Below are 12,650 nucleotides of genomic sequence, written 5' to 3' on the forward strand. Positions count from 1 at the left end.
GACGGCGTGCGGGCCCGGGGCGCAGGGGTGGTCGCCTGCGACCTCCCCGCCTGACCTCTGACTCAGACGTGGGGCCGCGCGCGGCGTGGCGCGCGGCCGACCGGCGTCATTCGCAAGTGTCACCAGGAGATTCGCTTTGAGTAGTCAGTCCGCGGCGCCGGCCAAGCTCGACGCCGCCGTTTTGAAGATCGCCGGGGTCGTGGTCCTCGGTGCGATCATGTCGATCCTCGACGTGACGGTGGTCAGCGTCGCGCTGCCCACCTTCCAGACCGAATTCGACGCGTCGTACGCCCGGGTCGCCTGGACGATGACCGGCTACACGCTGGCGCTGGCCACGGTGATCCCGTTGACCGGCTGGGCCGCCGACCGGTTCGGCACGAAGCGGCTCTACATGGCCGCGCTCCTGCTGTTCACGCTCGGCTCCGGCCTGTGCGCCACCGCCGACTCGATCGGCCAGCTCATCGGCTACCGGGTGCTGCAGGGTCTCGGCGGCGGCATGCTGATGCCGCTCGGCATGACGATCATGACGCGGGCGGCCGGCCCGGAGCGGATCGGCCGGCTGATGGCCGTGCTGGGCATCCCGATGCTGCTCGGACCGATCGGCGGGCCGATCCTGGGTGGCTGGCTGATCGACGTGGCCAGCTGGCACTGGATCTTCCTGATCAACCTGCCGATCGGCGCCATCGCCCTGGCCTACGCGCAGTGGGCGCTGCCGAAGGACAACCCCGAGCCGTCCGAGTCGTTCGACATCGTCGGCATGCTGATGCTCTCGCCGGGTCTGGCCCTCTTCCTGTACGGGGTGTCGTCGCTGCCCGAGACCGGCACGTTCGCCGACAGCAAGGTGTGGCTGCCGATGCTGGTGGGCGGCCTGCTGGTCATCAGCTTCATCCTCTACTCGTTCAAGCCGAAGCACCCGCTGCTCGACCTGCGCCTGCTGCGCGACCGCAACCTCACGGTCGCGACCGTGACGCTGGCCGTGTTCACGGTCGCGTTCATGGGGGCCGGCCTGCTGTTCCCGAGCTACTTCCTGCAGGTACGCGGCGAGTCGACGCTCGACGCCGGCCTGCTGATGGCGCCGCAGGGCATCGGGGCGATGATCACCATGCCGATCGCCGGCATGCTGGCCGACAAGTTCCCGGTCGGCCGGACGGTGCCGTTCGCGCTGGTGCTGATCGCGGGCGGCTTCTTCGCGTTCACGCAGGTCGGCACCGACACCTCGTACTGGCTGCTGTGCGGTTCGCTCTTCGTCATGGGTCTGGGCATGGGCGGAACGATGATGCCCATCATGACGTCCGCGTTGAAGACGCTGACGAACCACGAGGTGGCCCGTGGCTCGACGCTGCTGAACATCCTCCAGCAGATCGCCGGCTCGGTCGGATCGGCGGTGATGTCGGTGATCCTGACCAAGGAGCTGAACAGCTCGCCGGCCATCCCGGGGGCGGTCGACCCGAACACCGGCGCACCGATCACCGAGGCCGGCCTCGCGATCGCCGTCAAGCAGAACCCGGACCTGGCCCAGCAGTTCCCGGTCGAACCCGGAATCCTCCAGCGGGGCCTGGAGTTCGTGGCCGACTCGTTCAGCATCACGTTCTGGGTCGGCTTCGCGCTGATGCTGCTGACGTTCGTCCCGGCCTACTTCCTGCCCCGCAGGCGGCAGGAGTCCCACCTGCTCGACGACGAGCAGGGCGGCGACCGCGCCCCGGTGTTGATCCACTGATCGGCGCGTGGCGTGGGGCCGTGGGCCCCACGCCACGGCTCCGGCGCCCGGCGCGGCGGCGGCGACGGCCCTCCCGGCCGGCGCCCCGCCGCGCCGGTCACTGGGCGAGGCGCTTCTCGAACCAGTGGTGGGCGTAGGGCTCGGTGTTGAAGGGCTCGATCTCGCGGTAGCCGGCCGAGCGGTACATCGCGATGGCCTCGGTGAGCGCGCGGTTGGTGTCCAGCCGGACGGCGGTCCAGCCGCGCTCGGCAGCGTACTTCTCCAGCTCGTCCAGCACCCGCCGCCCGACCCCGAGGCCGCGCACGGTGTCGGAGACCCAGACACGCTTGATCTCGGCGGGGGCGTCGGGGTGCAGCTTGACCGCGCCGCAGCCGACGGGCTCGCCGTTGAGGGACGCCAGCAGGAACACCCCGGCGGGCGGAACCAGTTCCTCGTCGTGGACGGGCCTGCTCAGCGCCGGGTCGAAGCCCCCGTCGAACCGCCGGCTCACGTCCCGGGCGTAGGACCGCACGCAGACCCGGGCCCGCGGGTCGCCCGGAGGACACGGCTCGATGACCACCAGCGACGCGACGAGCAGCCGCTCGACCTCGGCCATCGCCGCGACCAGCCGTTCCTGTCGCCGCCCGGGAAGCGGGGCGAGGAGCGACCGGGCGAAGTCGTCGGAGCGCCCGTCGAGTTCGGCCCACTCGGCCCGGCCGGCGTCGGTGAGCGCGGCGACCCGCACCCGCCCGTCGCCGCCGGCCCGACCAGCCGGCCCCACGGTGACCAACCCGTCGCCCTCCAGCGTGCGCAGGAGCCGGCTGAGGTACCCCGAGTCCAGCCCGAGTCGGGCCCGCAACTCCGCCACCTCCGCCCCGCCGGGGCCGATCTCCCACAGCAGGCGTGCCTGCGCGAGGGGCCGCCCGCGCGCCATGTACCGGTCGTCGAGCGCCCCCACCCGCTGGGTCACCGTCCGGTTGAACCGCCGCACCGCGGCAACAGAGTCCACGTCCACATGCCTGACTTTAGTCAGGCAATCTCAACACCGCCCGGCCGGGGTCCGGCGCGCCACCCGCGCTCCGGGCCCACGCCGCTGCGGCCTCGGCCGCCGGTCAGCGCGGCGAATACCCGGTCCGGCGAGGCGTGATGACTCGGACGGCGGTGTCAGTCCGACCCATCGCGGGCGCGGCCGTAGCGCTCGTAGATCACGCGCGAGCCGAACGTCCTGGTCTCGACCAGGTCCAGCCGAACGTCTTCGGTGACCGGCGGCAGAAAGGGCGTGCCGCCACCGACAACGATCGGATAGCGGAACATGCGCAGCTCGTCGACGAGGCCGAGCTCGATCGCTGCCGCGGCCAGGCCGGCGCCGCCGATCGAGACGTCCCTGTCAGTCGCGTCGAGCGTCGCAGCGACCTCCTCGGCCACCGACGCCGCGGCGAGCCGGGCGTTGCCCTGAACGCTGTCGAGCGTGCGGCTGAAGACGACCTTCGGCAGAGCGCACCAGACGTCGGCGAACGCGGCCCCGAGCTCGTCGTCGCGCAGCGACGGATCCGTCTCCCACACCAGCATGGCCTCGTAAAGCCTGCGGCCCAACAGATAGCCGCCGAGCTCGCGTATCTGCGCGAGGTGGAAACGAAACAGCTCCTCGCTGGGGGCCGTCCACCCGAAACCGCCCTCGCGGTCGGCGATAAAGCCGTCCACCGAGACGCTCATCGAAATGATCAGCATGGCTTCACACTCAACGCACCGGAGCGACGGACGATGAACGCGATGAAGTTCACCATCGAGCTTGACATCGGGCTCACCTTCCTCCTCCTGCGGTCTCACGTGGACAACAGTGTGACATGCCATGGCGGTACTCCCGTGCCGCCGCGACACCGTGGCGTTCGCCGCCGAGCCGCCGCCACGACATGCCGGTCACCCTCGCCGGCGTGGTCGCCGAGCTGCCCACCCTGGCCGACCTGGGCTACGCAGGGTCACGAACACTTGCCCGGAAGGGTTCGCTCAGTCGAGACAGAACTCGTTGCCCTCGATGTCCTGCATCACGAGGCACGACTCGTTGTATCCATCGGCACGCAGTAGTCGCACGCGTACCGCGCCGAGCGCGACCAGTCGTGCGCATTCGGCCTCAAGTGCGGCCAGGCGCTCTTCACCCACGAGCCCGGTGCCGACCCGCACGTCAAGATGCAGCCGATTCTTGACGACCTTGCCTTCGGGAACGCGCTGGAAGAACAGTCGCGGGCCCGCGCCTGATGGATCGTTGCATGCGAACGCCGCACCCTGCCGCTCAGGCGGCAACGCGCGATCGAAATCGCCCCAAGAAGCAAACCCCTCCGGTGGCGGCGGTACGACGTAACCCAACACCTCGCACCAGAAACGAGCGACACGCTCAGGTTCTGCGCAGTCGAAGGTGACTTGAATCTGCTTGACCGACGCCATCGGTCCACCATAGACGCGGGGTCTTTCGTCTGCGCAATCGGCGGGTCAGGCGCAGGGTGACGGGGTTGTGGGGCGTCCGAGGGGGTGGGTGGGGCGGCGACGGAGGATGGCGCGGAGCCGGTCGGCGTCGGGATGGCCCAACGCACCGAGGATGTCCAACGCCCGCAGCCAGGCGAACCGGGCGGCCTCCGGGTCGCCCGCCGCCTGGTGGCTCTCCCCGACGTGGGTGAGCGTGTCGGCCTCGTAGTAGCGGTCACCGAGGTCACGGAACAGCTCCACCGCCCGCTGGTAACAGGAGGTGGCCTGCTGGTAGTCGCCGAGGTGGTGGTGGGCGTAGCCGAGGCTGTCCCAGGTGTTGGCCTCGCCGAACCGGTCGCCCACCTCGCGCACCAACTGCAGCGCCCGCCGACAGTAGTGCAGGGCCGCACCGTGGTCGCTGAGCTGGGCGTACTGCCAGCCGACCGAGTTGAGGGCGCGGGCCTGCAGGGCGCGGTCGCCGACGGCTTCGATCAGCTCCAGTGCGCGCCTCGCGTGGGCCAGCCCTTGCCGGTGACGTCCCTGCCGGGAACAGACCCAGGCGAGGCTCCGGGCGGCGCGCGTCTGGCCGGTCACGTCGCCCAGCAGGGCGTACAGGTGGGCCGCCTGCCGGAGCTGGGCGTACGCCTCGGCGAACTCGCCCAGTTGGGCGCGGGCACGGCCGAGGCCAAGGCGTACGCTCGCGGCGGCCCGACGGTCGGCCAGCAGGTCGGCGGCGGTCAGCGCGGTCTCGTGAGTCGCCGCCCAGTCCTGCCAGTGACCCTTGCGGTCGAAGAAGTCGGCCATGGTCCAGGCCAGCCGCCAGGCGTGCGCGTACAGCCCGTCGTCGGCCGCCCGGGTGACGGCGTTGAGCAGCACCGGATGCTCCGCGATGAACCAGGCCATCGCCTGCTCGGCATCGACCGGCGCCACCACTGCCACGCCACGGCGGGCGGGCTCCAGGTCGATCGGGTCGCGGAACGGTTGGAGTAGCCGGGCACCGGCATACGCGACGTGCAGGTAGGAGTCGAGCACCCGGCGCACGGCAACCTGACGCTCGCTGTCGCTGTCGAGGTCGTGGGTCAGCTCGTTCGCGTAGACGCGTAACAGGTCGTGGATCCCGTACCGGCCGGGCGCGTGCTCGACGAGCAGGTGAGCGCGGGCCAACTCGGCCAGCAGCATCCGGGCCTGGCGCAGCGCAACGCCGGCCAGGCTGGCCGCCGCAGGTACCGCGATGTCCGGCCCGGGGTGCAACCCCAGCAGCCGGAACAACCTACCGGCCGCCGGGCTCAGTGCCTGGTAGGACCAGGAGAAGACGGCGCGTACGTCGGTGGCCGGGTCGCCGCCGTCGAAGGCGTCCAACGCGTCGGCCGCGTCGCGTAGCTCGCTGGCCAGTGCCGCCAGCGAGAAACCGGGGCGGATGGCGGCACGCGAGGTGGCGACGGCCAACGCGAGGGGCAGCCGGGCGCAGCTCGCGATGATCTGGTCGACGGCGGCCGGCTCGCCGGCCACCCGGTCACTGCCCAGCCGGCGGGCCAGCAGGTCCCGGGCCTCGGCCTCGGGCAGCAGGTCGAGAGCGAGCGGCTGGGCGCCCTCGCCGGCGACCAGGGAGGTGAGCTGGTTGCGGCTGGTCACCACGACAAGGCAGCCGGCCGCACCGGGTAGCAGTGGGCGGACCTGCGCAGCGTCGCGGGCATTGTCGATCAGGACGAGAACCCGCCGGCCGGTCAGCAAGCTGCGGTACAGCGCGGACTGGGCGGACAGGCCAGCCGGAATGCGCTCCACCGGTACGCCGAAGGCGTCCAGGAATCCGCGGATCGCGTCGGCGGGTTCCAGCACCCCACCGGCGTCGAAGCCGCGCAGGTTGACATAGAGCTGGCCGTCCGGAAAGCGGTCGGCGACCTGGTGAGCCCAGTGCACGGCCAGCGTGGTCTTGCCCACTCCCGGCGTGCCGGAGAGCGCCGAGATGACCACCGCCGGCGGATCGGGCTCACCCGGCCGGCCGAGTCGTTCGTCGAGCCAGCGCAGTTCGTCGCCACGACCGGCGAAGGCGCGTACCGCCGGGGGTAGTTGGGCCGGCGCGGACGCCCGGGCCGCGACCGCGACCACCGCGCCGGCCGGCGCGGACCAGGCGAGCGCCGGGTCCTGCGACAGGATGGCGCTCTCCCGGTTGCGCAACGCCGGGCTCGGCTCGATGCCCAGGTCGTCGCGGAGCGTGCGGCGCAACCGCCGGTACGTCGCGAGTGCGTCGGACTGCCGGCCGGCCCGGTAGAGCGCCACCATGAGTTGCTCGTGGATGTGCTCGTCGAGGGGATGTTCCTGGGTCAGCAGCTCCAGCTCCGGTACGAGCTGCGCGTGCTCGCCGAGCGCCAGGCGGCTGTCGACCAGTGCCCGGACCGCGACCAGCCGCAGGTGTTCCAGGCGTTCGGCCTGCTCGTGCAGCCAGCCGAGGCTGGCGACGTCGACCAACGATCGACCCCGCCACAGCTCAAGGGCGCTGGCCAGCACCGTGCGGGCGTGCCCGTGGTCGGTCGACCGGGTGCCTTCACGGATGAGCCGCTCGGCCACCTCGACGTCGGTGGCCTCACCCGGCAGATCCAGCACGTACCCCGGAGAGCGACCCACGATCGCGCTCCGGGCGCCGATGATGCGCCGCAGGTAGGAAACGTGGCTCTGCAGGCTGTTCGGCGCGGTCGCGGGAGCCTGGTCTCCCCAGATCACGTCGATCAGGCGGTCGGTGCTGACGATCACGCCCGGGTGCAGGGCGAGCACCGCGAGTACGCCTTTGCGCCGGATTCCGGAAACCGTACCGGCCGTGGTGCCCGCGGTCACGTCGACCGGTCCGAGAAGCCTGACTCGCATTGGTCCGCCCCCGCCTCAACCACAGGATTCGACTCAGGCTATCGACGGAACAAGCGCCCGGGACGGCTCAGTCGGACACCGGACGGTACCGGCATTCCAGCGCCACGTCAGCCGCGCAACAGCGGCCGCTGTCAGAGTTCGTTCACGGCAACAGCAGCAATCATCCACACTTTTCAGCAGGAGGAAGTCACCGTGAGATTCCGGATCCCAATCGCGTTCGGCGGCGTGCTCGTCATGATGACGATGGCGCTGGGTGGCGGTACCGCCGCCAGCGCGGCCCCGGCCGCCAAGACCGCCGGCATCGGCACCAACGCTGTGCAGAATTACACGATCTTCGTACACACCGCGAACATCGACGGGGCCGGCACCGACGCCACCGTGCGGATGAAGGTGTACGGCACGCTCGCCGAGTCCCCCGGCTACGTCAACCTCGACAACTCGGCCGACAACTTCGAGCGCAACAGCAACGACTATTTCGGGCCATTCTCGTGGTACGACATCGGACGCCCTGATTTCATCGGCGTCTACAAGGGAAGTAACGGTTCCGAGTGGTACCCGGAGTACGCGCAGGTCTACGCGCACGCCACCGGGACCTGGTACCACTGCCCGATGAACGCCTACTACGGCGACGGCGAGGAAACCCGCTGGTTCGACTGCCCGTGAGGTCGAATCCGATCTGGTGATCGCGGCGCCACCTCAGCCACGAGGGTGTCCCCGGCCGACCGACGGCCGGGGACACCGCCGTACCCGGCAGCTGACCCACCCGGGCACCGGCGCCGCCCTCAGTGCGCATCTGACCGCGCCCTCGAATCGACGGACGCGGGTACCGCAAGGACCGACGTGCTTCCCGCGCCGGCCCCGGGCTTGCTCCCTCGTTCCAAGAGCTCATACAGTCACGCGGTGAACATGGCGCAGGTCCGGCAGGCGTATGCGTCCGTCGCAGAGCTCTACATCGGGCTGTTCGGTACAAGTGAGCAGGTACACGCCGACGACCTCGCATTCATCGGGCGGCATCTGGCGGGCCGGCCTGGCACGGTCCTCGATCTGGGTTGCGGGCCTGGCCATATCACCGGTTACCTTCGATCGCTGGGCGTCGACGCAACGGGCATCGACATCGTTCCCGAGTTCATCGCCCACGCGCAGGCGGCCCACCCGAGCGGGAGGTACCAACTCGGGTCGATGGAGAATCTCGCCGTCGCCAACCACTCCATCGCCGGCATCCTGGCCTATTACTCGTTGATCCACCTACCGCCGCAAGATCTCGACGGTGTGCTCGCCGAGTTCCGGCGAGCATTGGCCCCGGCCGGAACGTTGGTGCTCGGCTTCTTCGACGGTGACGAGGTCGCGGCCTTCGACCACAAGGTCGTGACCGCCTATCGCTGGCCCGTCGACGAGTTCTCCGCGCGGCTGACGCGAGCCGGCTTCACGGAAGTTGAGCGCAATCAGCGGCCCAGCGAAGGCCCTCGTCGGCCGCACGCCGCCATCGCGGCAGTCGCGACCGAAGGGTGAGCCGAGCCGGCGAGCCTTGTGTACTCACAACGGCACGACGGCGCACCGGACGCAGCCACTGACACATGAGCCCGGTCGGCGGCAGATGCGGGTGTCTGATCGAGGTGTATCGGTGTCCAGCCGTTACTGGCCTGCGAGCAGTAGGTCACGGGTGGGGATGGCTGGTGATGCCGTCCAGGATGGTGATCAGGTTGTGGTGGAAGGTCTCCTCGGCGTTGAGGTGGGCGCCGTCGATGACGAGCCGGGCGACGGTGGGGTAGCGGCCTGTTTCGAGCATCCGTGTCAGGTAGGGCCCGAGGGCGGTCTGCCAGGCGGTCACGTCGGTGTCGGTGGAACGGGCGGTGCGTCGCTCGGTGACCTCTCTGCGGAGCGCTCCGATGATGAAGGCGTTGAGGGCGCCCAAGGCCCGCTGGAGGTCGTCGATGCCGCGCACGCCGGGGGCCTGGCTGAGCGCCGCCGCGGTCGATTCGCCTACGGCGAGCGCGTGAGGTCCCAAGTGTGGCCTTCCGCCGAGCAGGTCGGAGAACCACTCATGATCGAGAGCGGCATCGCGGGTCCGATGGACGATGGCCAGTACCGTGGCGCGCCACTCGGAGCGATGGCTGGCCTCGGCGATCTGGGCATAGACGGCGTCGACCATCAGATCGAGCAGTTCGGATCTGTTGATCACATAGTCGTAAAGTCGCATCGGACCGACACCGAGCTCTTTGGCGAGCTTGCGTACCGATAGCCCGTCGAGGCCGTGTACGTCGGCGAGCCGGATCGCCGTGGCGGCGATCTTCGCACGGCTCAGCGGCACGGGCGTCGCCCGCGGTTGAGGCTCGGGCCGTTCCCAGACGGGCAGCGGTGCGTTACCGTACGGCGTATCCACAATATACAGCGTACGGTAACGGAGATGATGATGCGAATCGCGATCGCCGGAGGTGGCCTCGGCGGCCTGACGCTGGCCCGAATCCTGCACCGGCAAGGCATCGACGCGGTGGTGTACGAACGCGAGGCAAGCCGATCCGCGCGATCACAGGGCGGAATGCTCGACCTGCACCCGGAGTCCGGGCAACAGGCCCTGGCCGAGGCGGGCCTCGCCGACCGGTTCCGGTCCGAGGCGCGGCCGGAGGGCGAGGAACATCGCATCCTCGACCCGGCCGGACGCACCCTCATCCACCACACGCCACAACCCGGCTCGTTCTCCGGACGACCCGAGATCGATCGGAGCGCACTGCGTGATCTTCTGCTCGATTCGCTCCCCGGCGACGCGGTGGCCTGGCAGCACCGGCTCGTCGCGGCGACGCCACGACCCGATGGAGGCTTCGGGCTGACGTTCGACGACGGCCACAGCGCCGACTGCGACGTCCTCATCGGCGCGGACGGCGCACGCTCGGTCGTCCGGCCACTGCTCACCGACGCGCCACTGTCCTACGTGTCCACCCTGATAGAGCTGAGCATCAGCGACGCCGACCGGCGCCACCCGGATCTCGCCGAGTTGGTCGGCCCCGGGAACCTGTGGTGCATCGGCGTGAACCAGATCCTTGCAGCGCAACGCCTCGGCGACGGCAGCATCCGAGTCGGGATCGGCTTACGCGCGGACGATCGCCAGATTGGCACCTACGGCAGCAAGCGCGCTCTGCTGGACATGTTCGACGGCTGGGCCCCCAGCCTCACCGCACTCATCGAAGCCGGCGACAGCCCACCAATCCCACGCAGGATCGAGGCGATGCCCAACGGTACACGCTGGGCCCACCAGCCGGACATCACCCTCATCGGTGACGCCGCGCACCTCATGCCGCCGGTCGGCGAGGGCGCCAACCAAGCCATGCTCGACGCCGCCGAACTCGCCGCCGAACTCGCCACCAACCCCGCCGACCCCGACTCGGCGATCCGTACGTACGAGGAGGCGATGTTCATCAGAATTCACCCGATCGCCGAAATGTCCGCACGAGTCCAGGCGATGATGCTGTCCCCCACCGCAGCCGACGACATCATCCGCTTCTTCACGCCGCGGCCCACCGAGCCGGTACCCGCAGATTGATGACGGGCGGGCGCAGCCGGCCTCGATCACGGCCCCTCATCCGCCCCGGCATTGCCTGACAGCGACAGCCAGCCGGCTCCCCACCGGAGGCGCTTGTCGCCCCGCCGCCTACCCGCCAGGACGGGTGCGGGGCATCGCGGGTGCCCCGAAGTTTCGATAGCATCGAACAAGCGTGGCGGGCTCTCCCGCCGGGACGCGACAGGAGGTCCCCGTGCGGTCCATGGAGAGTAACCCGGTCCGGGAGCGGCCCCTGCCCGGCGAGCGGGCGGCGGACGCCACCCACGCCGGCCTGGTGGGCGCGCGCATCCGCCAGTACCGCAAGGAGCGCGGGCTGACGCTGCGCGGCCTGGCCGCCCGTTCCGGCCTGTCGATCGGCTTCCTGTCCCAGGTCGAGCGGGGCATCTCCTCCATCGGCCTGACCGCGCTGGGCAGCGTCGCCAAGGCCCTGGACCACACGGTGGCGGAGTTCTTCGACGCCGGCGCCGACTCCCCCGACCAGGCGGTCGGCCCGCTGCCCACGCACTTCACCCTCACCAGGGCGGAAACCCCGGCCACCCAGTACGTCTCCGCCCAGCAGACCTACCGGATGCTGTCGGAGCGAGGGCCGGACCTGGTACTCGAACCGATGCTGGTGCACATCGCGCCGGGGGGCCGCCGGGAGGCCGCCTACGGCCATGCCGGAGAGGAGTTCGCTTATGTCATCTCCGGCGAACTGCTCTACGAGGTCGACGGCGTCGAGCACCGGCTGCGTCCGGGCGACAGCGTGCACCTGCGCTCGTCGGTGCCGCACTCGATGTACAACGACACCGACGCGGTGACGACCGTCGTGTCGGTGGTCACCCCGCGGCTGTTCTGACGCCGGTCGATCGCCTCGCCGCCCGCAGAGCGGCAGCGACACCAACGGCACTTGTTCACGCTGGTGAAACATCGCGAACACCGCCGGGGCCCGCCACGGCGGCGACGCCCTATGTTCGGCGGCCCAACCGGCGCTCCACGGCGGCCATGGTGGCCCGCCAGACGGTCGAGCCGGGATCGATGACGGCGAAGTGGTCGCCGGGCAGTTCGAGGTGGTCGACGTCGTCGCCGGCCGCGCGGGCCGCGACGGCGTACCGGCGGTTGGCGTCGACGAGGTCGGGGCTGTCGTCGGCGCCCTGCACCAGCAGGGTCGGCACCCCGATCGGCACCCGGGCCATGGGGTCGGCGGCGGCGTACCGCTGCGGCACGGTCGCGGGGGTGCCACCGAGGGCGGCGGGAATCGCCCCGTCGCCGAGGTACCGCCGTTCGCCCTCGGCCAGGTCGAGGACGCCGGCCAGCGACACCGCCAGCGCGACGCGGGTCGCCGCGACCCCGGGCGGGCCGGGGAGGTCGCGGTGTGCCCCGCCGGCCTGGTCGGCGCAGGCCCGCAGCGCGAGCTGGCCGCCGGCCGAGTGGCCGAGGAGCACGACGCGGTCGAGGTCCAGCCGGCCGCCGTCGGCGAGGCCCGCCAGCGCCGCGACGCCGGCCGCCACGTCGGCGGTGGTGGCGTCCCAGTCGTGCCGGTCCGGGCGGCGGTACTCCACGTTCCAGGACGCGTAGCCCCGGCCGGCCAGGTCGACGGCGAGGGCGTCCATCAGGTCGGCTCCCCACATCGACCGCCAGAACCCGCCGTGCAGCAGCACCACGACCGGCACCGGGCCCGCCCCGGCGGCGGGCGGCAGCCGCAGCTCGCCCCACTGGTCCGCCAGCGGGCCGTAGGCGATCCGGGTGGCCGGCGACCGGTGGCGGTGCAGGGCGTGCCGGACGGCCCAGGCCAGGCCCCAGGCGCCCCGGCCCTGAAGGTGGGCGGAGCCGGGCACCGGCGGCTCGACGGTGAGGTCGTACCACACGACGTGGGGCGGGGCGTCGCCGATCAGGGCGCGCACCTCGGGGTCCGGGCCGGGCAGCGCCACCACGGGCGACCCCGTCTCCGTGACCAGGGACCGCACCTCGGCTGCGGAGGCGGCGGTCACCAGCCGGCCGGGGACGCCGAGTTCCGCGCACGCGGCGGTGGCGAGTGACTCCAGCAGGGCGGGGTCGGCCACCACTGCCGGGCCGACCACGACGAGGATGCGCATCCGCGCGTTC

Annotated in this window: 11 protein-coding genes; 5 read left to right on the forward strand and 6 right to left on the reverse strand. The window is 71.0% G+C overall.

Annotation, left to right across the window (positions count from 1 at the left end; all coding sequences use genetic code 11):
- Positions 1–136 precede the first annotated feature (136 nt).
- A complete protein-coding gene (locus tag OG559_RS28725) occupies positions 137–1,717 on the forward strand; it encodes a DHA2 family efflux MFS transporter permease subunit (RefSeq protein WP_405109502.1) in 1,581 nt (526 codons plus the stop codon).
- A 97-nt stretch (positions 1,718–1,814) separates the two neighbouring features.
- On the opposite strand, the gene OG559_RS28730 is transcribed toward OG559_RS28725, so the two are convergent.
- The 4 genes from OG559_RS28730 to OG559_RS28745 all read right to left on the reverse strand — a co-directional run bounded on the left by OG559_RS28730 (position 1,815) and on the right by OG559_RS28745 (position 7,012).
- Positions 1,815–2,705, reverse strand: a complete 891-nt coding sequence (locus OG559_RS28730; RefSeq protein WP_405109505.1) for a GNAT family N-acetyltransferase — start codon at positions 2,703–2,705, stop codon at positions 1,815–1,817.
- 155 nt (positions 2,706–2,860) lie between these two features.
- Positions 2,861–3,424: a dihydrofolate reductase family protein gene (locus tag OG559_RS28735; RefSeq protein ID WP_405109508.1), complete on the reverse strand. Its 564-nt coding sequence runs from the start codon at positions 3,422–3,424 to the stop codon at positions 2,861–2,863.
- Between the two features lie 276 nt (positions 3,425–3,700).
- On the reverse strand, positions 3,701–4,135 hold the full coding sequence (locus OG559_RS28740; protein ID WP_405109511.1) for a VOC family protein: 435 nt from the start codon (positions 4,133–4,135) through the stop codon (positions 3,701–3,703).
- 45 nt (positions 4,136–4,180) lie between these two features.
- The gene (locus OG559_RS28745) at positions 4,181–7,012 is read right to left on the reverse strand and encodes a BTAD domain-containing putative transcriptional regulator (protein ID WP_405109514.1); all 2,832 of its coding nucleotides are present in this window, start codon (positions 7,010–7,012) and stop codon (positions 4,181–4,183) included.
- Between the two features lie 192 nt (positions 7,013–7,204).
- Here OG559_RS28745 and OG559_RS28750 point away from each other — a divergent pair, with 192 nt between their 5' ends.
- Both OG559_RS28750 and OG559_RS28755 read left to right on the forward strand, forming a co-directional pair.
- On the forward strand, positions 7,205–7,675 hold the full coding sequence (locus OG559_RS28750) for a PLAT/LH2 domain-containing protein (RefSeq protein WP_405109517.1): 471 nt from the start codon (positions 7,205–7,207) through the stop codon (positions 7,673–7,675).
- A gap of 237 nt (positions 7,676–7,912) precedes the next feature.
- A complete protein-coding gene (locus tag OG559_RS28755) occupies positions 7,913–8,521 on the forward strand; it encodes a class I SAM-dependent methyltransferase (protein WP_405109520.1) in 609 nt (202 codons plus the stop codon).
- A gap of 145 nt (positions 8,522–8,666) precedes the next feature.
- Here the strand turns inward: OG559_RS28755 and OG559_RS28760 are convergent, their stop codons facing one another.
- Positions 8,667–9,392 carry a TetR/AcrR family transcriptional regulator gene (locus OG559_RS28760; protein WP_405109523.1) on the reverse strand — a complete coding sequence of 242 codons (726 nt, stop codon included), beginning with the start codon at positions 9,390–9,392 and terminating at the stop codon, positions 8,667–8,669.
- Positions 9,393–9,416: 24 nt separating this feature from the next.
- On the opposite strand from OG559_RS28760, the gene OG559_RS28765 reads away from it, so the two are divergent.
- Both OG559_RS28765 and OG559_RS28770 read left to right on the forward strand, forming a co-directional pair.
- On the forward strand, positions 9,417–10,547 hold the full coding sequence (locus OG559_RS28765) for an FAD-dependent oxidoreductase (RefSeq protein ID WP_405109526.1): 1,131 nt from the start codon (positions 9,417–9,419) through the stop codon (positions 10,545–10,547).
- Between the two features lie 220 nt (positions 10,548–10,767).
- Complete coding sequence (locus tag OG559_RS28770; RefSeq protein WP_405117051.1) at positions 10,768–11,403, forward strand: helix-turn-helix domain-containing protein; 636 nt, start codon at positions 10,768–10,770, stop codon at positions 11,401–11,403.
- A 109-nt stretch (positions 11,404–11,512) separates the two neighbouring features.
- Here OG559_RS28770 and OG559_RS28775 read toward each other — a convergent pair whose 3' ends face one another.
- On the reverse strand, positions 11,513–12,640 hold the full coding sequence (locus tag OG559_RS28775) for an alpha/beta hydrolase family protein (RefSeq protein WP_405109529.1): 1,128 nt from the start codon (positions 12,638–12,640) through the stop codon (positions 11,513–11,515).
- Positions 12,641–12,650: the final 10 nt, after the last annotated feature.

The sequence above is a fragment of the Micromonospora sp. NBC_01405 genome, from assembly GCF_045040155.1.
In the GTDB taxonomy this organism is placed as follows: Bacteria; Actinomycetota; Actinomycetes; order Mycobacteriales; family Micromonosporaceae; genus Micromonospora.